Origin of the sequence: Streptomyces sp. NPDC014870, assembly GCF_043081505.1 — a bacterium.
Classification (GTDB): Bacteria; Actinomycetota; Actinomycetes; order Streptomycetales; family Streptomycetaceae; genus Streptomyces.
Map to the genome: position 1 here is coordinate 140,561 of NZ_JBIBWQ010000007.1, position 20,869 is coordinate 161,429.

Consider the following 20,869-nt stretch of genomic DNA (forward strand, 5'->3'; position numbering starts at 1 on the left):
GCGCGCGGGTGGGTACGCTCCGTGTCCCATGCGAAGGAGCAATCTCCCGGCTGAGCTGAACCGGTTCATCGGACGGGTCGGCGAAGAGCGTGAACTCTCCCGGCTCCTGGGCGAATCCCGCCTGGTCACGGTGGTCGGGATGGGTGGCGCGGGGAAGACCCGGCTGGCCCTGAGAGCCGCCGCCGCGGCGGAGAAACGCTACGCCGACGGGGCCTGGCTCGCCGATCTCTCGGCGCTGCGCGACCCCGATCTCGTGGCACTCGCGCTCGTCGAGGCGCTGGGGCTGACCGACCACACGCTGCGCACCCCGGAAGAGACGCTGGCCGACCATCTCGCGCCCCGCCGGACCCTGCTGGTCGTGGACGGCTTCGAGCACCTCGTGGAGGAGTGCGCTCCGCTGCTGCGGCAGCTCCTCGAAGGCTGCCCCGGTCTCTCCGTGCTCGCGGTGGGCCGCCGTCCGCTGCGGGTGGCCGGGGAGACGGTGTTCGCCCTCGCCCCGATGGGCGAGGAGGACGCGGAGCGGCTGTTCCTCGAACGGGCGGCGGCACACGGCGATCCGGCCGCGCCCGCCGCCGATCCGGCCGCCGTGCGGGAGCTGTGCCGGCGCCTCGACGGGATCCCGCTGGCCGTCGAGCTGGCGGCCGCCCGGATGCCGCTGCTCACCGTGGAGCAGGTGCTCCGCCGGCTCGACGACCGGTTCCGGCTGCTCACGGACGGGGCGCGGGGCGCGCCGCCCCGGCACCAGACGCTGCGGACGGCGATCGGGTGGAGTCACGAGCTGTGCACCCCGGAGGAGCGGCTGCTGTGGGCGCGCCTGTCGGTCTTCGCCGGCCCCTTCGACCTGGAGGCGGTGGAGTACGTCTGCGCCGGGCGTGAGCTGCCGCCGGAGCGGGTCCTGGACGTGCTCGGCGGTCTGCTGGCGCAGTCCCTGGTGGTACGGGAGATCACTCCCGCCGGACCGCGGTACCGGATGGTGGCCACGGTCTCCGCGTACGGTGCCGAGTGGCTGGCGGCGCTCGGGGACACCGAGCGGATGCGCCGCCGCCATCGCGACTGGTACATGGGTCTTGCCACCTGGTGCGAGCTGGAGTGGTTCAGCCCGCGTCAGGCCGAGGTCGCGGCCTGTCTGGACGCGGCGCTGCCGAATCTGCGGGCGGCGCTCGAACTCTGCCTGGAGCGGCCGGACGAGGCGCATCTGGCGCAGCAGCTCGCGGGGACGCTCTGGTTCGCGTGGGTGGGCTGCGGCCGGCTGTCGGAGGGCCGGCACTGGCTCGATCGGTCGCTCGGCGGCGAGCCGACCGAGGACGAACACCTGTCGGCCCGGCTGAAGGCGCTGTGGGTGCTCGGCTATGTGGCGATCCTGCAGGGCGACGGCACGGCGGCGGTGGCGGCGCTGCACGAGTGCGGTGAGCGGGCCCGCGCGACCGGCAACGCCCTGGCGGAGGCGTACGCGACGCATCGGATGGGCTGTCTGGCGCTGCTCACGGACGACATGCGGCGCGCGGAGGAGCTGATCGGCCGGGCCCTGGCGGCGTACCGCGAGCTCGGCGAGCTGAACAGCAATGTGCTGATGGCCCAGGTCGAACTGGCGATGGCCCGGGTCTTCCTGGGCGATCTGGAGGGCGCGGTCGCGCTCTGCGTGGACGCGCGCGAGATCTGCGAGGAGCGCGGCGAACGCTGGACGCGGGCGTACGCGCTCTATGTGCTGGCGTACGCGGCGTGGACCAGGGGCGAGCACGACGAGGCGCGGGCGCTGCTGACCGAGTGCGTGACGATCAACCACACCTTCCACGACCTGGTGGGCCTGGTCCTGGCGATCGAGCTGCTGGCGCTGGTGACGGCGGGCGAGGGCGATCCCTCGGAGGCGGCCGTGCTGCAGGGCGCGGCGCTGCCGGTGTGGGACACCGTGGGCCTGCAGCTCTTCGGCTCCGGGACCTTCAACGGTCCGCGGGCGCTCTGCGCGCGGGAGGCGGGCGAGCTGCTCGGCGCGGAGCGGTACGGGGCGTCGGTGCGGGAGGGCCAAGGGCTCTCGCTGGACGCGACGGTGGACCGGGCGCTCAGCGAGCGCCGGGATCCGGCCGCCCGGGTGCCGGGAGCGCGGTCGCCGCGCCCGTTCCGTAGCAAAGTCCCGGAGAACCCCGGGAACCCCGAGAACCCCGAGAACACGGAAGCCCGCCGGCTCCCCCACTGACGTGAGTGGGGAAGCGGCGGGCCGAACACCGCGGGGGTGGTACTACGACAGCTTGATCAGCGGGCGTAGTACTCGACGACCAGCTGCTCGTCGCAGATGACCGGGATTTCCTTGCGGTTCGGGTCGCGGTCGAGGCGGAAGGCCAGGGCCTTCAGGTTGACCTGCAGGTAGCGCGGGGTCTCACCGTCGGCGGCGAAGCCACCCTCGCGGGCGACCTGGAACAGGGCCTTGTCGCGCGAGCGCTCGCGGATCATCACGACGTCGTCGGGACGGACGCGGAAGGACGGCTTGTCGACCTTGCCACCGTTGACCTGGACGTGACCGTGCACGACCATCTGGCGGGCCTGGTAGATGGTGCGGGCGATGCCCGAACGCAGGACCAGGGCGTCGAGGCGACGCTCGAGCTCGACGACCAGCGCCTCGCCCGTCTTGCCCTCGGCCTTCTTGGCACGGTCGTAGGCGCGCGCCATCTGGCGCTCGCTGATGTCGTACTGGGCGCGCAGACGCTGCTTCTCGAGCAGACGGACCTTGTAGTCCGAGTTCTGCTTGCGGCCACGGCCGTGCTCGCCCGGCGGGTAGGGGCGGGCCTCGAAGTACTTGACGGCCTTCGGGGTCAGAGCGATGCCGAGGGCACGCGACTTCTTGACCTTGGGACGGGACTGGTTCGGCATGAACCAACCTCTCTATCTGTACGAATACGGCTTCACCAGGGTTAGAGGAGGTCGCATCCGCAGCCGGGGAAACCCGTCGGTCGGCAAGGACCTGTCGGGCAGCCGCTCCCTGGTCTGGGCACATACGTGCAGCACGCGAACGGCCCATCGCCTGGTCCCGGTACCGGGGAGGTGATGGGTTGCCCGCGACACCTTCGAAGGTGCGCGACACTCCTGGAGATCCCGCCCGAGGCGGGCCTCCGGCTGCTTGTCCCGTTCTGGTGGCGCCGGCCGAAGCCGGACACAGGACGCAGCACTCCGCACGAGTGTACCGGGTCGACCGGGGGCCCGTGCACGCGGCCGACGGCATCCTCAGGCGCAGGTGGCCAGGAGCTCTTCGAGCGCGCGCTTCTCGGGCGGGGAGACCGTCAGGCCGTACTTGGCCTTGATGCCGGTCCAGCGCCGGCCGTACTCGCACCAGTACGCGTTCCGCGGCGGCTTCCACTTGTCGGGGGTCTTGCTGCTCTTCTCGTAGTTGGTCTGCTTGTCGGTGGCGAGCAGCACGTCCAGGTCGTTGGCGTAGGCGAGGCGCCGCTCCGGGGTCCAGGCCCACGCGCCCGCGCGCCAGGCCGCACCGAGCGCGACGACATGGTCGGTCTGGATCTGCGAGGCCTTGCGGTACGAGTACGGCAGCTCCTTGCCCGTGTACGGGTCGTGGAGGACGCCCGACAGCACGACGCACGGGTTGCGGTCGCCCTGGCGCAGCTCGTCGAGGTCGCGGCGCAGCACGTCGTCGCGGGTGTCGCAGCCGTTGCGCCCGCCGGGGGCGTCGGTCTCGTCGGACCAGGTCGTGCCGAACTCCGCCCTCCTGTACGTCTGCCAGTTCTTGCCCCAGGCGACGGTGAGCCGGGCCAGCCGGCCGCGCGCCTCGGCGGCGGTGGGCGGGAAGCCCGGGCTGACGAGCGGCACGGCCGAGGCGGACGGAGCCGCGGCCCGCTCCTCGGTGCCCGTCGCGCAGCCGGCGACCGTCAGGGCCACGAGGACCAGGGCCGGGAGCCGTGCCGTGCGGATCATGGGCCGAGCGTAGGGGCCGCCCGACGGTGGCGCGCGTCAGCCGTCGCCGCGCAGCCGTTCCCGCACCTTCTCGACCACGTCCGCGTACCGCGCCTCCGCGCCGTAGCGGGTCGGTTCGTAGTAGCGCTTCCCGTGGACCTCGTCCGGGGCGTACTGCTGGGCGGCGATACCGCCCGGGACGTCGTGCGGATAGACGTACCCCTGGGCGTGGCCCAACTTGGCCGCGCCCTTGTAGTGGCCGTCGCGCAGATGCGCCGGGACGGGGCCGGCCAGACCGTTCCGCACGTCCGCCTGGGCGGCGAAGATCGCGGTCGTCGCCGCGTTCGACTTGGGGGCGAGGGCCAGCGCGATCGTGGCGTGGCTCAGGGTCAGGGCCGCCTCGGGGAAGCCGATCATGGCGACGGCCTGGGCGGCCGCCACGGCGGTGGGCAGCGCGGTGGGGTCGGCCAGGCCGATGTCCTCGCTCGCGGAGATCATCAGCCGGCGGGCGATGAACCGGGGGTCCTCCCCCGCCTCGATCATCCGGGCCAGGTAGTGCAGCGCCGCGTCCACGTCCGAGCCGCGGATGGACTTGATGAGGGCGCTGGCCACGTCGTAGTGCTGGTCGCCGTCCCGGTCGTACTTCACGGCCGCCCGGTCGACGGTCTCCTCGACCGTGGCGAGGGTGATCTCCGGCTCGCCCTTGGCGATGGCCGCACCGGCCGCGGCCTCCAGGGCGGTGAGCGCGCGCCGTGCGTCGCCGCCGGCGATGCGCAGCAGGTGTGCCTCGGCGTCCCCGGGCAGCGTGACGGCCCCGCCGAGCCCTCGGTCCTCGGTGAGCGCCCGCTTGAGGAGATCGCGCAGGTCGCCGTCGGTGAGCGGTTCGAGCGTGAGCAGGAGGGAGCGGGAGAGCAGCGGGGAGATGATCGAGAAGTACGGGTTCTCCGTCGTCGCCGCGATCAGCGTCACCCAGCGGTTCTCCACGGCCGGGAGCAGCGAGTCCTGCTGGGCCTTGGAGAAGCGGTGGATCTCGTCGAGGAAGAGGACGGTCTCCTTGCCGAAGCCGCCGGCCGCGCGCCGGGCGCCCTCGATGACGGCCCGGACCTCCTTGACGCCCGCGGTGATCGCGGAGAGCTCCACGAACCGCTTGTTGGTCGCCTTGGAGACGACGTACGCGAGGGTGGTCTTGCCGATGCCGGGCGGGCCCCACAGGATCACGGACGAGGAGCCGGCCGGTCCCCCGCTGCCGTCGCCGACGAGCCGGCGCAGCGGCGATCCCGGCTTGAGCAGGTGCTGCTGGCCGAGGACCTCGTCCAGGGTGCGCGGGCGCATCCGGACGGCCAGGGGGCTGCTGGACGGGTCCTTCTCCTGGCGTTCTTCGGCGGCTGCGGTAAAGAGGTCGGGCTCCACAGTCATGAAGCCTAAGTCAGAGCACTGACAGCCCGGCCGGGCCCGGCCCGGTCAGCTGGTCCAGAAGTCCCACCAGCGCGTCAGGATCAGCATGCCGATGATCCCGATGTGCAGCACCGGCAGCACCCAGGTGAACTCGTCGAAGAAGGTCCGCAGGCCGCGCGGGGCGGGGATGACGCCACTGCGGACGTTGTGCGAGGTCACGTACCAGAACATGACGATGGTGGCGACCCAGGCGAGGCAGCACCACAGGCAGAGCGCGTTGATCTCGTACAGGGACTGCTGCATGAGCCAGGTGCAGAAGCCGACGCCGAAGAGCGTGCCGGCGTTCAGGCCGAGCCAGTACCAGCGGCGGTAGCGGGCGCCCGCGAGGAGGGCCACGCCGATCGCGACGACCATCGCGTAGGTCACGAGGCCGAGCATGGGGTTCGGGAAGCCGAAGACCGCGGCCTGCTCGCTCTTCATGATGTTGCCGCAGGAGACGACCGGGTTGAGGCTGCACCCGGGGGTGAAGTTCGGGTCCTCCAGGAGCTTGAACTTGTCGATCGTGATCACCCAGGCGGCGAGCAGCCCCGCGGCTCCGGTGATCACAAGCAGCCAGGCGAAGGCGCGGCTCGCGCCGATCGTGTCGCGCGTCGTCGACTCGTCCACGCTTGCGTTCGTCATAGATCCGTTCCATCGCTCGCCGGCCTGCTGGGCACGGTCATTGTGCCGCACACCGACTCGTGTCCACCGTTCGGTGGACATAAGGACGGGCCCCGGCGCGCGTGGCGCCGGGGCCCGTACCCGTGTCCGTCCCGTGGGGATCAGGCCAGCTTGGCCCGGAGGGTGGCGACCAGCTCGTCCAGGGCCACCGGCTCCTGCTCGCCGGCCTCCATGTCCTTGAGCTGGACGACGCCCTCGGCCAGGTCGCGCTCGCCGGCCACGATCGCGAAGCGCGCGCCCGAGCGGTTGGCGTCCTTCATCGAGCCCTTCAGGCCCTTGCCGCCGAAGGAGAAGTCCGCCGCGACACCGGCCTTGCGCAGCTCGGTGACCTTGCCGAAGAGGACCCGCCGGGCCTCCTCGCCGAGCGCCACCGCGAAGACGCTGGTGGCCGCCGGGATGGCCGGCTCCACGCCCTCCGCCTCGAGGGCCAGGACCGTGCGGTCCACACCGAGCGCCCAGCCGACCGACGGGAGCGCCGGGCCGCCGATCATCTCGGAGAGGCCGTCGTAACGGCCGCCGCCGCCCACCGCGGACTGCGAGCCGAGACCGTCGTGGACGAACTCGAAGGTCGTCCGCGTGTAGTAGTCCAGGCCGCGCACCAGCTTGGCGTCGTCCTCGAAGGCCACGCCCGCGGCGGTGATCAGCGCGCGCACCTCCTCGTGGTACGCCTTGCACGCGTCGCACAGGTAGTCCCGCAGCAGCGGGGCGCCGACGAGCTGCTTCTGCACGGCCTCGCGCTTGTCGTCGAGGACGCGCAGCGGGTTGATCTCGGCCCGGCGGAGGGTGTCCTCGTCCAGGTCGAGGCCGCGCAGGAAGGTCTGCAGCGCCTCGCGGTAGACGGGACGGCACTCCTTGTCGCCCAGCGAGTTGAGCAGGATGCGGAAGTTCCGCAGGCCCAGCGAGCGGTACGCCTGGTCGGCCAGGATGATCAGCTCGGCGTCGAGCGCCGGGTCCTCTGCGCCGATCGCCTCGGCACCGACCTGCGAGAAGTGGCGGTAGCGGCCCTTCTGCGGGCGCTCGTAGCGGTAGTACGAGCCCGAGTACCAGAGCTTGACGGGCAGGTTGCCCTGCTTGTGCAGGTTGGCCTCGAGGGCCGCGCGCAGCACGGAGGCGGTGCCCTCGGGGCGCAGGGCGAGCTTGTCGCCGCCCTTGGTCTCGAAGGCGTACATCTCCTTGGAGACGATGTCGGTGGACTCGCCGACACCGCGGGCGAAGAGGTTCACGTCCTCGAAGCCGGGCGTCTCGACGTAGCCGTAGCCGGACATCCGCAGTGGTGCGGAGATGGCGTCACGGACCGCCAGGTACTTCGCGGAGTTCGGCGGGATCAGGTCGTACGTGCCCTTGGGGGCCTTGAAGGTGCTCACTGCGTTCTCGTCACATTCCTCGTCGGGGAGCCTTCGCGCTCCCGAGGCCGGCCGCCACGTCCCGCAGATACGGGTTCGTGGCGCGCTCCTGGCCGATGGTCGTCTGGGGACCGTGTCCCGACAGCACCACGGTCGAGTTGTCGAGCGGCAGGCACACGCGGGCCAGCGATTCGAGCATCTCGTCCATGTCACCGCCGGGCAGGTCGGTGCGTCCGATGGAGCCGGCGAAGAGCAGATCGCCCGAGAAGAACACGGAGGGGATCTCCGTGGTCTCGGGCATCCGGAAGGTCACCGACCCCTTGGTATGACCGGGCGCGTGGGCGACGGAGAACTCAAGACCGGCGAGCTCCAGCTTCGCGCCGTCGGTGAGCTCGTGCACGTCGTCCGGCTCGCCCACGGTCAGCTCGCCCATGAGGGGCATCCCGATGGAGCGGCCGAGGGCCTTCTCCGGGTCGCTCATCATGTACCGGTCGGCGGGGTGGATCCACGCGGGTACGTCATGGGCGCCGCAGACCGGGACGACTGAGGCGACGTGGTCGATGTGGCCATGGGTGAGGACCACCGCGACGGGCTTGAGCCGATGCTTCTTGAGCGTCTCCTCGACTCCCTGGGCCGCCTGGTGGCCCGGGTCGATGATCACGCACTCCTCGCCCGCGGCGGGGGCGACCAGATAGCAGTTGGTCCCCCAGGCCCCGGCGGGGAACCCGGCAATCAGCACGATCGTCCTTAAATGTCGTCCGGCACGGGGTGCGGCGGAGCGGAAGCGGCAGATCAGAGCCTACCGGCGCTGCGTATTCCACAGCCAACCCGTATACGGTACGGGCACACCCGGCCAGGACAGGAACAGACGAGCGACAAGGAGCGGACCCCGTGGTCAGCAGCGATCAGCGGCGGCGGCAGCTCGCCAGGGAGAAGTACGTACGCCAGCAGCAGCGGCGGGATCAGGCGCGGCAGAAGGCCAAGCGCCGCAACACCGTGATCGCCGCCTCGCTCGCCGTGGTCCTGGCCGCGGGTGGCGCGGTGTACGCCTCCGTGGCGCTGACCGGCGGAGACGACAAGAAGTCCGACAACACGGCGGCGGGCGACAACACGACGGCTCCGACGCCCTCGGCGAGCGAGTCGACGGCCCCCGAGCCGGCGATGGCCATCGACAAGAAGGCCGCGTACACGATGTCCCTGAAGACGAACCGGGGCACGGTCGCGATCGCCATGGACGCCGCGAAGACCCCCCACACGGTGAACTCCTTCAAGCACCTGGCGGACAAGAAGTACTTCGACGGCACCAAGTGCCACCGGCTGACCACCGAGGGCATCTTCGTGCTCCAGTGCGGTGACCCCAAGGGCGACGGCACCGGCGGCCCCGGCTACAACATCCCCGACGAGAACCTGGACGCGCTCGGCAAGGCCGGCGCGGACGGCACGGTGACGTTCCCGGCGGGCACGGTCGCGATGGCCAACACCGGTCAGCCGGGCAGCGGCGGGAGCCAGTTCTTCCTGGTCTACAAGGACACCAAGCTGCCTCCGAGCTACACCCCGTTCGGCACGATCGACGCGGCCGGTCTGAAGGCCGTGGAGGAGGTCGCGAAGGCCGGGGTCGAGGGCGGCGCCAAGGACGGCGCGCCCAAGTCGGCCGTCACGATCGAGTCGGGCACGGTCACCAAGAAGTGACACACCGCGTGACCGTGGAATTTCGGTCGCGCGGAGAGCGGACAGCCGGGCGGCCGGTCGCCTAGATTGGCGTTGTGCAGCGCGGTCCTGTATCCGCGTTGTTGAGGGCGGGCGAGGCCCGCCGGGAAACTGTGGACGATGCCCAGGGGGCGAGAGCCCCCTCGTCGGCATCATGTGGAGGAGGCGCTGTGAGCAGCGACCCGTGGGGCCGCGTCGACGAGACGGGCACCGTGTACGTGCGTACTGCCGAGGGCGAGAAGGTCGTCGGATCGTGGCAGGCCGGCACTCCCGAGGAGGCACTGGCCTACTTCGAGCGCAAGTACGAGGGCTTGGTTGTCGAGATCGGCCTCCTCGAGAAGCGGGTGAAGACCACCGACCTCTCGGCAAAGGACGCCACTGTCGCGATCGAGCACATCCGGCAGCAGGTGGACGAGCACCACGCCGTGGGTGACCTCGCCGCGCTGAAGACGCGTCTCGACAAGCTGGTCGAGACCGTGGAGTCGCGCCGCGAGGAGCGCAAGGTCGAGAAGGCCAAGCAGGCGGACGAGGCGCGTGGCGCCAAGGAGGCGCTGGTCAAGGAGGCCGAGGAGCTCGCGCAGAGCGAGCAGTGGCGGGCCGCCGGTGAGCGGCTGCGGGCTCTCGTGGACACCTGGAAGGGCCTGCCCCGGCTCGACCGGAAGTCCGACGACGAGCTGTGGCACCGCTTCTCGCACGCCCGCTCGGCGTTCTCCAAGCGCCGCAAGGCGCACTTCGCCTCGCTGGACGCGCAACGCGAGGAGGCCCGCAAGGCCAAGGAGAAGCTGGTCGCCGAGGCCGAGTCGCTGTCGAACTCCACGGACTGGGGTGGCACGGCCGCCCGCTACCGCGAGCTGATGGCGGAGTGGAAGGCCGTGGGCCGTGCCCAGCGCGAGCACGAGGACGACCTGTGGAACCGCTTCCGCGGCGCCCAGGACGTGTTCTTCGCCGCGCGGGGTGAGGTCTTCGCCGAGCGCGACGCGGAGCAGACCGAGAACCTCAAGCTGAAGGAGGAGCTCGCGGTCGAGGCCGAGAAGCTGGTGCCCGTGGGGGACCTGAAGGCGGCCCGTGCGGCCTTCCGCTCCATCAACGAGCGCTGGGAGGCCATCGGCCACGTTCCGCGCGACGCCCGGCCGAAGGTCGAGGGTCGGATGCACGCGGTGGAGCGGGCGATCCAGGAGGCCGAGGAGTCGGAGTGGCGCCGGACGAACCCGGAGGCACGCGCGCGTGCCGCGGGTCTGACGGGCCAGCTCCAGGACGCCGTCGACAAGCTCCAGAAGCAGATCGACGCGGCCCGCGCGGCGGGGAACGACGCCAAGGCCGACAAGCTGGCGCGCGAGCTGGAGGGCCGCCAGGCGCTCCTCGACCAGGCTCTGAAGGGCCTGCAGGAGTTCGGCGGCTGATCCCGCGTACGGACAGAAGGAAGGGCCCCGGTACCTGTGACAGGTACCGGGGCCCTTCCCGTGGGCGCGGGGACGAGCGGCTACGGCCGGCGGGCCGAGGTCACGCGGTAGACGTCGTAGACGCCCTCCACGCCCCGGACGGCCTTCAGGACGTGGCCGAGGTGCTTCGGGTCGCCCATCTCGAAGGTGAAGCGCGAGGTGGCCACCCGGTCGCGGGAGGTCTGGACGGCCGCCGACAGGATGTTGACGTGCTGGTCCGACAGGACCCGGGTGACGTCGGAGAGCAGCCGGGACCGGTCCAGGGCCTCGACCTGGATGGCGACCAGGAAGACCGAGGACTGGGTGGGCGCCCACTCGACCTCGAGGATCCGCTCCGGCTCGCGCGAGAGCGAGTCGACGTTGACGCAGTCGCTGCGGTGCACGGAGACACCGCTGCCGCGGGTGACGAAGCCGATGATCGGGTCGCCCGGCACGGGCGTGCAACAGCGGGCCAGCTTGACCCAGACGTCCTCGACGCCCTTGACGACCACGCCCGGGTCGGCGCTGGAGCGGCGCTTGGCGCGGCCGCGCGAGGGCGGGGCGGTCTCGGCGATGTCCTCGGTGGCGGCCTCCTCGCCGCCGAGCGCCTGCACCAGCTTCTGGACGATGGACTGGGCGGTGACATGGCCCTCGCCGATCGCCGCGTACAGCGAGGAGATGTCGCTGTAGCGCATCTCGTGGGCGAGGGTGACGAGCGAGTCGCCGGTCAGGATCCGCTGGATCGGCAGGTTCTGCTTGCGCATGGCGCGCGCGATGGCGTCCTTGCCCTGCTCGATCGCCTCGTCGCGGCGCTCCTTGGAGAACCAGGCGCGGATCTTGTTGCGGGCGCGCGGCGACTTGACGAAGCCCAGCCAGTCCCGGGAGGGACCGGCTCCCGCGGCCTTGGAGGTGAAGACCTCGACCAGGTCGCCGTTGTCGAGCGTGGACTCCAGCGGGACGAGCCGGCCGTTGACCCGGGCTCCTATCGTGCGGTGGCCGACCTCGGTGTGGACGGCGTAGGAGAAGTCCACGGGGGTGGCGCCGGCGGGCAGCGCGATGACATCGCCCTTGGGGGTGAAGACGAAGACCTCGTTGCGCGACAGGTCGAAGCGCAGGGACTCCAGGAACTCGCCGGGGTCCTCGGTCTCCTTCTGCCAGTCGAGCAGCTGGCGCAGCCACGCCATGTCGTTGAGGTGGTCGTCCTTGCCGGCGCTCTTCGGCACGTCGGTGCGCACCTTGGAGGCGGCACCGGCGGAGGGGTCCTGCTTGTACTTCCAGTGCGCGGCGATGCCGTACTCGGCGCGGCGGTGCATGTCGAACGTACGGATCTGCAGCTCGACGGGCTTGCCGTTGGGGCCGATGACCGTCGTGTGCAGCGACTGGTACATGTTGAACTTCGGCATCGCGATGTAGTCCTTGAACCGGCCGGGGACCGGGTTCCATCGCGCGTGGACGGTGCCGAGGGCCGCGTAGCAGTCGCGGACGGTGTCCACGAGCACGCGGATGCCGACCAGGTCGTAGATCTCCGCGAAGTCACGGCCGCGGACGATCATCTTCTGGTAGACGCTGTAGTAGTGCTTCGGGCGGCCGGTGACGGTCGCCTTGATACGGGCGGCCCGCAGGTCGGTCTGGACCTCGTCGGTCACTATGGCGAGGTACTCGTCCCGCTTGGGGGCGCGCTCGGCGACGAGCCGGACGATCTCGTCGTACATCTTGGGGTAGAGGATCGCGAAGGCGAGGTCCTCCAGCTCCCACTTGATGGTGTTCATGCCCAGGCGGTGGGCGAGGGGCGCGTAGATCTCGAGGGTCTCGCGCGCCTTCTTCTCCTGCTTCTCACGCTTGAGATAGCGCATGGTGCGCATGTTGTGCAGGCGGTCGGCGAGCTTGATGACCAGGACGCGGGGGTCCTTGGCCATGGCGACGACCATCTTGCGGACGGTCTCGGCCTGCGCGGCCTCGCCGAACTTGACCTTGTCGAGCTTGGTGACGCCGTCGACGAGCAGCGCGACCTGGTCGCCGAAGTCCCGGCGCAGCGTGTCCAGGCCGTACTCGGTGTCCTCGACGGTGTCGTGCAGCAGACCGGCCATCAGCGTCGCCGGGTCCATGCCCAGCTCGGCGAGGATGGTGGTGACGGCGAGCGGGTGGGTGATGTACGGGTCGCCGCTCTTGCGCTTCTGGCCGCGGTGCCAGCGCTCGGCGACCTGGTAGGCCCGCTCGACCTGGCGGAGGGTCGCCGTCTCGATCTTCGGGTCGTTGGAGCGGACGATCCGGAGCAGCGGTTCGAGGACCGGGTTGTACGGGGAGGAGCGCTGCACGCCGAGCCGGGCGAGGCGGGCGCGCACGCGGTTGGACGAGCCGCCGGAGCGGGTGGCGGGGGCGGGCGCGGGCTTCGGTGCGGGGGCCGCCGGGGCGGGCGCCACGGGCGCGGGCCGGCTCTCCGCGGCCTTGTTCTGGGGCGTCGCGGGTCCCGCCGCAACGGCCTTTTCGGCCTGCGGGTCGGGCTGCGCGGCGGAGAGTGGCTGGGCCTCGTCTGGCAAGAGCGCTCCTCGTGCGGTACCGGGTCCCCCGGTCAGGCCCGGAAAGGCCATGGTATCGACCCGGGGGCCACCATGCTCACGCGTGCGAGTGGTGAGACGGGCGCCACGCGCGCATGCGTCCCCTTCCGGGACATACCGGAAGAACGGAAGGGGCGTCCCGGGGAATTCCCCGGGACGCCCCTCACACGGACCGGCCGTGTCAGACCGTGATCAGCGCCTCCAGCGGAGCGCCGCGCAGGGCGGGCTCCAGGCGGGTCCGGCCGGGCAGGAAGCCGAGCTCCATGAGGACGGCCACGCCCGCGACCTCGGCCCCGGCACGCCGGATGAGCTCGATGGAGGCCTCGGCGGTGCCGCCGGTGGCGAGGACGTCGTCGATGACCATGACGCGGTCACCCGCGGCCAGGTCCTCGGCGTGCACCTCGATCTCGGCGGTGCCGTACTCCAGTTCGTACGCCTGCCGCAGGGTCGCGCCGGGGAGCTTGCCGGCCTTGCGGACCGGGACGAAGCCCAGGCCCGCGCGGACGGCGACCGGCGCCGCGAGGATGAAGCCGCGCGCCTCGAGGCCGACGATCTTCGTCGCGCCGTGCGTGGCGCACAGCGCGGCGAGGCTGTCGGTGAGCGCGGTGAACGCCTCCGGGTCCGCGAGCAGCGGCGTGATGTCCTTGAACAGCACACCCGGCTTCGGGTAGTCGGGGACGTCCCGGATCCGGCTGAGGAGCAGGGCTGTGGTGTCCTGTGCCTCGGCCGTCATCCGCGCTGCTCCGACGCCCGGCCGCGGCGGCCGCGCGGGCCGACGACGGCGGTGCGGTCCTCGTCCTCGTCGAAGGCGTCACGGTGCACGTCGGAGTCGCCGTCACCGTCCTCCAGGCTCTCGCCCTTGGCGGCGGCCGCCGCCCGCTTGGCGAGCACACGCTTGGTGTGCGCCCTGATCGCCGGCTCGCGCTCCTTGAGGTCGGCGACGAGCGGGGTGGCGATGAAGATCGAGGAGTACGCACCGGCGGCGAGACCGACGAAGAGCGACAGCGAGATGTCGTTCAGCATGCCGGCGCCGAGGACGCCACCGCCGATGAAGAGCAGACCGGCGACCGGCAGCAGGGCGACGACGGTGGTGTTGATCGAGCGGACCAGGGTGCCGTTGATCGAGCGGTTGGCCAGCTCGCTGTAGGTGTACCGGCTCTGCTTGGTGATGTCCTTCGTCTGCTCCTTGAGGGAGTCGAAGACGACGACGGTGTCGTACAGCGAGTAGCCGAGGATGGTCAGCAGACCGATGACCGTACCGACGGTGACCTCGAAGCCGACGAGTGTGTAGATGCCGACGGTGATGGTCAGGTCGTGGATCAGGGCGATGAGCGCCGCGACCGCCATTCTCCATTCGAAGGCGATGGCCAGATAGATGACCACCAGGATCATGAAGACGGCGAGACCGGTCCATGCCTTGTTGGCGATCTGCTCGCCCCAACTGGGGCCGACCAGCTCCGCCGCGATCTTGGTCTCCTCGATCCCGAGGTCCTTGGCGAGCTCGGCGCGGACCTGGTCGGACTTCGCGGTGTCGAGGCCGCCGACCTGGATGCGGAGCGCGCCGCTGCCGAGCTTCTGGACGACCGCGTCGTGGCCGGAGGCCTCTTCCGCGTACTCCTGGGCCTGGGAGACCGAGACCTCGGACTTCGGGGTGGTGAAGACGGCACCGCCCTGGAACTCGATGCCCATGTTCAGGCCGCGGACGGCAAGCGCCACGATCGCCGTGATGGTGATCAGGATGGAGAGGCCGTACCAGAGCTTGCGGTTGCCGATGAAGTCGTAGGCGATTTCACCGCGGTTGAGCCGGGCGCCGAGACTGTCGCGCTTCTTCGCCATCTCACGCCTCCTTCGGGTGGTCGACGGGGGCGTTGACACGGCGGGAGCGGCGCAGCGGCGGCTTGGCGCCGAGGCGCTTCGGGTCCAGTCCGGACCAGGCGTGACCGTTGCCGTAGAACTTCGTGCGAGCCAGCAGCGTCATCAGCGGCTTGGTGAAGAGGAACACCACGACCACGTCGAGCAGGGTGGTCAGACCGAGGGTGAACGCGAAGCCCTGGACCTTGCCCACGGTGACGACGAAGAGCACCGCGGCGGCGAGGAACGACACGAAGTCGGAGACCAGGATCGTGCGCCGGGCACGCGGCCAGGCGCGCTCGACGGCCGGGCGCAGCGTGCGGCCCTCGCGGACCTCGTCGCGGATGCGTTCGAAGTAGACGATGAACGAGTCCGCGGTGATACCGATGGCGACGATGGCGCCACAGACGGCCGGCAGGTTCAGCGCGAAGCCGATGGCCGGGCCGAGCAGGGCCATGAGCACGTACGTCAGCAGGGCGGAGACGCCGAGGCTGAGCAGGGCGATCAGCGACAGACCGCGGTAGTAGATCACCAGGTACAGGACGACCAGGGCGAGACCGATGGCGCCGGCGATCAGACCGGCCTCCAGCTGCTCACCACCGAGGGCGGCGGTGACGGTGTCGACGCTCTGGGTCTCGAAGGCGAGGGGCAGGGCGCCGTAGGACAGGATGTTGCCGAGGTCCTGGGCGGACTGCTGGGTGAAGCTGCCGGAGATCTCCGCGTTGGCGCTCAGGGTCGTCCGCACGGACGGGGCCGAGACGACCTCGCCGTCCAGGACGATCGCGAACTGGTTCTGCGGCTCCTGCTGCTGCGAGAGCTTGCTGGTGATCTTCGAGAACTTCTTGGCGCCCGCGTCCGTGAACTCCATGTTCACGATCCACATGCCGCGCTGCTGGTCGAAGGTGCCCTGGGCGTCGTCGACGTCCTTGCCGTCCACCTCGGCCGGGCCGAGCAGGTACTTCTCCCACTGGCCGATCGAGTTCTTGCCGCAGGCGACGATGGAGTCGCTCGGCGTGGCGCCCTGGGAGGCGGCGGCCCGCTGCTTCGGGTCGAGGCAGTTCAGGGTGGCGAACTTCTGCTCGAGGGCGGAGGTCGCGGGGTCGGCGCTCGGGGTGCCGGAGGCCTTGGGCGTCTCGGAGGCCTTGGGGGTGGCGGAGCCGCTCGGGGTGGCCGTCGGGCTCGGGGCCTTCAGGGCCTCGGAGACCGCGCGGCCCTGGGTGGAGGAGCTCGCCGACGGCGTGGCCGACGCCCCGTCCTTGCCCTTGTCCGCGGTCGAGCCGGAAGCGGTGGGCTTGGGGGACGTGGAGGAGCTGGCGCTCGGCGCCGGCTGCTCGCCGGCGGACGGCGCGTAGGTCACCACGGGCCGGAAGTAGAGCTGGGCGGTGGTGCCGACCTGCTCACGGGCCTGCTTCTCGTTCACACCCCGGGGGATGTTGACGATGATGTTCTCGCGGCCCTGCGTCTGGACCTCGGCCTCGGACACACCCAGACCGTTGACACGGCGCTCGATGATGTCGACCGCCGTCTTCATGTTGGTCTCGTTGACGGCGTCTTCCTGGCCGGGCTCGGCCTTCGCCTTCAGCGTGATCGACGTACCACCGGCGAGGTCGATGCCCAGCCTCGGTGTGGTGTGACCGGACCAGAACATGCCGCCCGTGAGCGCGACCATGGCGATGATGATCAGAGCCAGGGCACGCCCCGGCCTGCTCTGGCCCCCCGGGCCCCCCGCCGGCCTTCGGCCCTTCTTCGGTGCTGCCACCTTGTCGTTTCTCCCTGTCCAACCGTCCCGCGCCGGGTGTGCGCGGTGCGGCCACGAAGTGTGTGTGGGGACCTGCCCCCGCAGACCAGCAACCGTGCCGAGGACCGCGGACGCCGGGTGGGCGCTCCGCGGTCCTCGGTCTCGACTACTTCGCCTCGGTCTCGCCGTCCGTCTTGCCGTCCTTCTTGACCTCGGCGTCGGCCTCGACGGCCTCGACCTTCTTGGTCAGGTCGGGCTTGGCGTCCTCGGCCGGCTCCCCCGCCTCGGCCGACTCGGTCAGCGAGGACGCGTCGTCCGGGACGACCGTCTCCGACTCCGGCTCGTCGCCGTGGACGATGCGGTTGTACTCGTCGTCGGCGAGGACCGCGCCGATCGCGTTCTTCGCGTAGACGGCGTGAACGCCGGGAGCGACCTCGAGGAGGACGGTCTCGTCGGCGATCTCCTTGACGGTGGCGTACATCCCCCCGATCGTGCGTACGCCGGTGCCGGGCTGCATCTCGTCGCGCATCTGCGCGGCCGCCTGCTGCTTCTTCTTGGCAGAGCGGGTCATCAGGAACATGGCCCCGATGAGGACGATGAAGGGGAGGAGGGTCACGATGCTCACGGGACGGGTTTCCTTCGCACGGACGCGGAGATCCCGCGGCCTGATCTTCGGGGGTGGGCGTGCCGGCCAGAATGGTCGGCATCGGCGGAGTCTAGGCGAGTCCGCATCGTTGGAACAACGTCCAGCATCGCACCCTGGTTCCCCGTCCGACGAGTCTCCGCGCCGTCACCGTGCCGTCACGCCCCGAAGAGCCCCTGTTGTCCGCTTCCTGGCGCGCCCGGGGCCGCTGCCTGCGGCGGAACGAGTCCGAGATGCGTCCATGCCGCGGGAGTGGCGACCCGACCACGGGGCGTACGGGCCAGGAGTCCTTCGCGTACGAGGAAGGGCTCGGCGACCTCCTCGACGGTCTCCCGCTCCTCCCCCACGGCGACGGCGAGGGTGGACAGACCGACGGGCCCGCCGCCGAAGAGCTTGAGGAGGGCCTCCAGGACGCCCCGGTCGAGCCGGTCGAGGCCGCGGCTGTCCACCTCGTAGACACCGAGGGCGGCGGCGGCGACCTCCTGCGTGATCACGCCGTCGGCCCTGACCTGGGCGTAGTCGCGGACGCGCCGCAGCAGGCGGTTGGCGATGCGGGGGGTGCCGCGGGAGCGGCCGGCGATCTCGGCGGCTCCGGCGGTGTCGATCTCGACGTCGAGGAGGCCGGCCGAGCGGTGGATGACCCGCTCGAGCTCGGAGGGGTCGTAGAACTCCATGTGCCCGGTGAAGCCGAAGCGGTCCCGGAGCGGGGGCGGCAGGAGTCCGGCCCGGGTGGTGGCGCCGACCAGGGTGAAGGGCGGCAGCTCCAGGGGGATGGCGGTGGCGCCGGGGCCCTTGCCGACGATCACGTCGACGCGGAAGTCCTCCATCGCCATGTACAGCATCTCCTCGGCGGGCCGGGACATCCGGTGGATCTCGTCGAGGAAGAGGATCTCGCCCTCCTGAAGGGAGGAGAGGATCGCGGCCAGGTCGCCGGCGTGCTGGATTGCGGGGCCGGAGGTGATCCGGATCGGGGCGTTCATCTCGGCCGCGATGATCATCGAGAGCGTGGTCTTGCCGAGTCCCGGGGCGCCGGAGAGCAGGACGTGGTCGGCGGTGGCGCCGCGCTGGCGGGCGGCCTTGAGGACGAGGTCGAGCTGCTGGCGGACCTTCTCCTGGCCGACGAACTCGTTGAGGTCCTTGGGGCGCAGCGCCGCCTCGACGGCCTGGTCGTCACCCTCGGCGGCCGCGGCGACGATGCGGTCGTCGGTGTGCGGTGCGGTGTCGTCGTCCCAGTTCACGTGGTCTGCCTTCGTGGTGGTGATGCGGGTGCGGGTGCGTGCAAGGGGGCCGCTGCGCGGGGCTTCTTCCCCACCCCGCCCCTTCCCGAACCGGGGCTCCGCCCCGGACCCCGCGCCTCAAACGCCGGCGAGGCTGAATTTTCGCCCTGCGGGCGAAATTCAGCCCGTCCGGCGTTTGAGGACACGGCCGCAGGCCGTACGGGGGCCTGGGGGCTTGCCCCCGGTTCGGGAAGGGGCGGGGTGGGGAGAAGGCCCCGCGCAGCGGTCATGTCAGCGGGATCGGTTCAGCGTCTGGAGGGCCGCTCGGAGGAGTTGCGGGACCGGGGCCGTGCCGCCCGCGGCGATCGCCGCCTCCGCCTGCGGGGTCACCGCCGCGACCGCGTCCTCCGCCTCGCGCGACGCGTAGCCGAGGCCGATCAGCGCCGCGGAGAGCTGCTCCGTCCACGGCGCCGGGCCGGAGGCCACCGCGCGCTGGGCGCCGACGAGGCCGCTGGTGCCCAGCGGGGCGCCGAGCTTGTCCTTCAGTTCCAGGAGGAGCTTCTGCGCGCCCTTCTTCCCGATGCCCGGGACAGCGGTCAGCGCCTTCTCGTCACCCGTCGCGACGGCGAGCCGCAGCGCGTCCGGGCTGTGCACGCCGAGCATGGCCTGGGCGAGGCGCGGCCCGACGCCGCTCGCGGTCTGGAGCAGTTCGAAGACCTGGCGTTCGTCGTCGTCGGCGAAGCCGTACAGCGTCAGGGAGTCTTCCCGGACCACCAACGACGTGGCGAGCCGGGCCTCCTGACCGATCCTCAGCCCGGCGATGGTGTTCGGCGTGCACTGGACGGCCATGCCGACGCCACCGACCTCGACGACCGCGGTGGTGGGGGCGAGCGCGGCGACCGGGCCGCTGACGAAGGCGATCATGCGGAACGGCCTTTCGATGCGTGGTGTGCGTGGTGCGCGGCGACCGCCTGCTGCAGGCGGTTCTGGGCCGGGGCCCGCCAGATGTGGCAGATGGCGAGGGCGAGGGCATCCGCCGCGTCGGCCGGTTTCGGCGGGGCGGAGAGCCGCAGCAGCCGGGTCACCATGGCGCCGACCTGGGCCTTGTCGGCCCGTCCGCTGCCGGTGACGGCGGCCTTGATCTCGCTGGGGGTGTGCAGGGCGACGGGGATGCCGCGGCGGGAGGCGCAGAGCATGGCGACCGCGCTGGCCTGGGCGGTGCCCATGACCGTACGGACGTTGTGCTGGCTGAACACCCGCTCCACGGCGACCAGTTCGGGCGAGAACCGGTCGAGCCACTCCTCGATGCCGCGCTCGATGGCGACGAGCCGGAGCCCGGTCTCCGCGTCCGCCGGGGTCCGTACGACACCGACGCCGAGCATGGTCAGCGGACGGCCGGCCACTCCCTCGACGACACCGATACCGCACCGGGTCAGCCCCGGGTCCACCCCGAGCACGCGCACCTGAGCCCCTCCCTGGACCGTACGTCGACCTGTATTCGTCAATCTGTTTGTGCAGGCTATCCGCTGGCACTGACAACGCCGCACAAACGGCGGCGGGCCGACGGGGGTGTGTCCCCGTCGGCCCGCCGTCCGAGCGATCGACCTCAGGCGTCGACCTTCTCCATGACCTCGTCGCTGACGTCGAAGTTGGCGAAGACGTTCTGCACGTCGTCGCTGTCCTCCAGTGCGTCGATCAGCTTGAAGATCTTGCGCGCGCCCTCCTCGTCCAGCTCGACCTGCATGGTCGGCAGGAAGTTGGAGTCCGCCGAGTCGTAGTCGATACCGGCCTCCTGGAGGGCGGTACGGACGGCGACCATGTCGGTGGCCTCGCTGATCACCTCGAAGCTCTCACCGAGGTCGTTGACCTCTTCGGCACCCGCGTCGAGGACGGCGCCGAGGACGTCGTCCTCGGTGAGCTCGCCCTTGGGCAGCACGATGACGCCCTTGCGGTTGAACAGGTACGAGACCGAGCCCGGGTCAGCCATGGAGCCGCCGTTGCGGGTCATGGCGACGCGGACGTCGGAGGCGGCACGGTTGCGGTTGTCGGTGAGGCACTCGATGAGCACCGCGACACCGTTCGGGCCGTAGCCCTCGTACATGATCGTCTCGTAGTCGACGCCGCCGGCCTCGAGGCCGCCGCCGCGCTTGATCGCCGAGTCGATGTTCTTGTTCGGGACCGAGCTCTTCTTCGCCTTCTGCACGGCGTCGAAGAGGGTCGGGTTGCCGTCCAGGTCGGCGCCGCCGGTCCGGGCGGCGACCTCGATGTTCTTGATCAGCTTCGCGAAGAGCTTGCCGCGCTTGGCGTCGATCACGGCCTTCTTGTGCTTCGTCGTAGCCCATTTAGAGTGGCCGGACATCTGCCTGTCTCCTTCGCGTAACCAATTTC

Annotated in this window: 18 protein-coding genes; 3 read left to right on the forward strand and 15 right to left on the reverse strand. The window is 70.9% G+C overall.

Going from position 1 to position 20,869, the window contains the following annotated elements:
• Positions 1-28: 28 nt before the first annotated feature.
• A complete protein-coding gene (locus ACF09C_RS20960) occupies positions 29-2,191 on the forward strand; it encodes an ATP-binding protein (protein ID WP_392093196.1) in 2,163 nt (720 codons plus the stop codon).
• A gap of 56 nt (positions 2,192-2,247) precedes the next feature.
• Here ACF09C_RS20960 and rpsD read toward each other — a convergent pair whose 3' ends face one another.
• The 6 genes from rpsD to ACF09C_RS20990 form a co-directional block, all read right to left on the reverse strand.
• The gene (gene rpsD, locus ACF09C_RS20965; RefSeq protein ID WP_362004808.1) at positions 2,248-2,862 is read right to left on the reverse strand and encodes a 30S ribosomal protein S4; all 615 of its coding nucleotides are present in this window, start codon (positions 2,860-2,862) and stop codon (positions 2,248-2,250) included.
• Positions 2,863-3,213: 351 nt separating this feature from the next.
• Positions 3,214-3,915: an HNH endonuclease family protein gene (locus ACF09C_RS20970; RefSeq protein WP_392093199.1), complete on the reverse strand. Its 702-nt coding sequence runs from the start codon at positions 3,913-3,915 to the stop codon at positions 3,214-3,216.
• 36 nt (positions 3,916-3,951) lie between these two features.
• A complete protein-coding gene (locus ACF09C_RS20975) occupies positions 3,952-5,304 on the reverse strand; it encodes a replication-associated recombination protein A (RefSeq protein ID WP_392093664.1) in 1,353 nt (450 codons plus the stop codon).
• A 51-nt stretch (positions 5,305-5,355) separates the two neighbouring features.
• Positions 5,356-5,970, reverse strand: a complete 615-nt coding sequence (locus ACF09C_RS20980) for a vitamin K epoxide reductase family protein (RefSeq protein ID WP_392093200.1) — start codon at positions 5,968-5,970, stop codon at positions 5,356-5,358.
• Between the two features lie 140 nt (positions 5,971-6,110).
• The gene (hisS, locus tag ACF09C_RS20985) at positions 6,111-7,373 is read right to left on the reverse strand and encodes a histidine--tRNA ligase (protein ID WP_392093202.1); all 1,263 of its coding nucleotides are present in this window, start codon (positions 7,371-7,373) and stop codon (positions 6,111-6,113) included.
• A 10-nt stretch (positions 7,374-7,383) separates the two neighbouring features.
• Entirely contained in the window at positions 7,384-8,091 is a 708-nt protein-coding gene (locus ACF09C_RS20990) for an MBL fold metallo-hydrolase (protein ID WP_392093204.1), read from the reverse strand.
• A 152-nt stretch (positions 8,092-8,243) separates the two neighbouring features.
• Here ACF09C_RS20990 and ACF09C_RS20995 point away from each other — a divergent pair, with 152 nt between their 5' ends.
• On the forward strand, positions 8,244-9,041 hold the full coding sequence (locus ACF09C_RS20995; protein ID WP_392093206.1) for a peptidylprolyl isomerase: 798 nt from the start codon (positions 8,244-8,246) through the stop codon (positions 9,039-9,041).
• Positions 9,042-9,229: 188 nt separating this feature from the next.
• Entirely contained in the window at positions 9,230-10,459 is a 1,230-nt protein-coding gene (locus ACF09C_RS21000) for a DUF349 domain-containing protein (protein ID WP_392093207.1), read from the forward strand.
• An 80-nt stretch (positions 10,460-10,539) separates the two neighbouring features.
• Here ACF09C_RS21000 and ACF09C_RS21005 read toward each other — a convergent pair whose 3' ends face one another.
• The 9 genes from ACF09C_RS21005 to ACF09C_RS21045 all read right to left on the reverse strand — a co-directional run bounded on the left by ACF09C_RS21005 (position 10,540) and on the right by ACF09C_RS21045 (position 20,840).
• Positions 10,540-13,014 carry a RelA/SpoT family protein gene (locus ACF09C_RS21005; protein ID WP_392093209.1) on the reverse strand — a complete coding sequence of 825 codons (2,475 nt, stop codon included), beginning with the start codon at positions 13,012-13,014 and terminating at the stop codon, positions 10,540-10,542.
• Positions 13,015-13,213: 199 nt separating this feature from the next.
• Positions 13,214-13,765 (reverse strand): adenine phosphoribosyltransferase, encoded by a 552-nt coding sequence (locus ACF09C_RS21010; protein WP_392093210.1) that lies wholly within the window; start codon positions 13,763-13,765, stop codon positions 13,214-13,216.
• Entirely contained in the window at positions 13,762-14,868 is a 1,107-nt protein-coding gene (gene secF / locus ACF09C_RS21015) for a protein translocase subunit SecF (RefSeq protein WP_392093212.1), read from the reverse strand. The genes ACF09C_RS21010 and secF overlap by 4 nt, the downstream gene beginning before the upstream one ends.
• A 1-nt stretch (position 14,869) precedes the next feature.
• Entirely contained in the window at positions 14,870-16,642 is a 1,773-nt protein-coding gene (gene secD / locus ACF09C_RS21020; protein ID WP_392093214.1) for a protein translocase subunit SecD, read from the reverse strand.
• 145 nt (positions 16,643-16,787) lie between these two features.
• Positions 16,788-17,246, reverse strand: coding sequence for a preprotein translocase subunit YajC (gene yajC / locus ACF09C_RS21025; RefSeq protein ID WP_362426648.1), 459 nt, complete (start codon positions 17,244-17,246; stop codon positions 16,788-16,790).
• A 176-nt stretch (positions 17,247-17,422) separates the two neighbouring features.
• Positions 17,423-18,502, reverse strand: coding sequence for a Holliday junction branch migration DNA helicase RuvB (gene ruvB / locus ACF09C_RS21030; RefSeq protein WP_392093217.1), 1,080 nt, complete (start codon positions 18,500-18,502; stop codon positions 17,423-17,425).
• A 270-nt stretch (positions 18,503-18,772) separates the two neighbouring features.
• The gene (gene ruvA / locus ACF09C_RS21035) at positions 18,773-19,405 is read right to left on the reverse strand and encodes a Holliday junction branch migration protein RuvA (protein WP_392093219.1); all 633 of its coding nucleotides are present in this window, start codon (positions 19,403-19,405) and stop codon (positions 18,773-18,775) included.
• The gene (gene ruvC / locus ACF09C_RS21040) at positions 19,402-19,944 is read right to left on the reverse strand and encodes a crossover junction endodeoxyribonuclease RuvC (protein ID WP_362004764.1); all 543 of its coding nucleotides are present in this window, start codon (positions 19,942-19,944) and stop codon (positions 19,402-19,404) included. The genes ruvA and ruvC overlap by 4 nt, the downstream gene beginning before the upstream one ends.
• 143 nt (positions 19,945-20,087) lie before the next feature.
• Positions 20,088-20,840, reverse strand: coding sequence for a YebC/PmpR family DNA-binding transcriptional regulator (locus ACF09C_RS21045; protein WP_260230384.1), 753 nt, complete (start codon positions 20,838-20,840; stop codon positions 20,088-20,090).
• Positions 20,841-20,869 lie beyond the last annotated feature (29 nt).

Coding starts and splice junctions, on each gene's coding strand:
- rpsD (WP_362004808.1), bottom strand. CDS start 2,862: ATGCCGAACCAGTCCCGTCCCAAGGTCAAGAAGTCGCGTGCCCTCGGC.
- secF (WP_392093212.1), bottom strand. CDS start 14,868: ATGGCGAAGAAGCGCGACAGTCTCGGCGCCCGGCTCAACCGCGGTGAA.
- ACF09C_RS21010 (WP_392093210.1), bottom strand. CDS start 13,765: ATGACGGCCGAGGCACAGGACACCACAGCCCTGCTCCTCAGCCGGATC.
- ruvA (WP_392093219.1), bottom strand. CDS start 19,405: ATGATCGCCTTCGTCAGCGGCCCGGTCGCCGCGCTCGCCCCCACCACC.
- ACF09C_RS20970 (WP_392093199.1), bottom strand. CDS start 3,915: ATGATCCGCACGGCACGGCTCCCGGCCCTGGTCCTCGTGGCCCTGACG.
- ACF09C_RS21045 (WP_260230384.1), bottom strand. CDS start 20,840: ATGTCCGGCCACTCTAAATGGGCTACGACGAAGCACAAGAAGGCCGTG.
- ACF09C_RS20960 (WP_392093196.1), top strand. CDS start 29: ATGCGAAGGAGCAATCTCCCGGCTGAGCTGAACCGGTTCATCGGACGG.
- ACF09C_RS20980 (WP_392093200.1), bottom strand. CDS start 5,970: ATGACGAACGCAAGCGTGGACGAGTCGACGACGCGCGACACGATCGGC.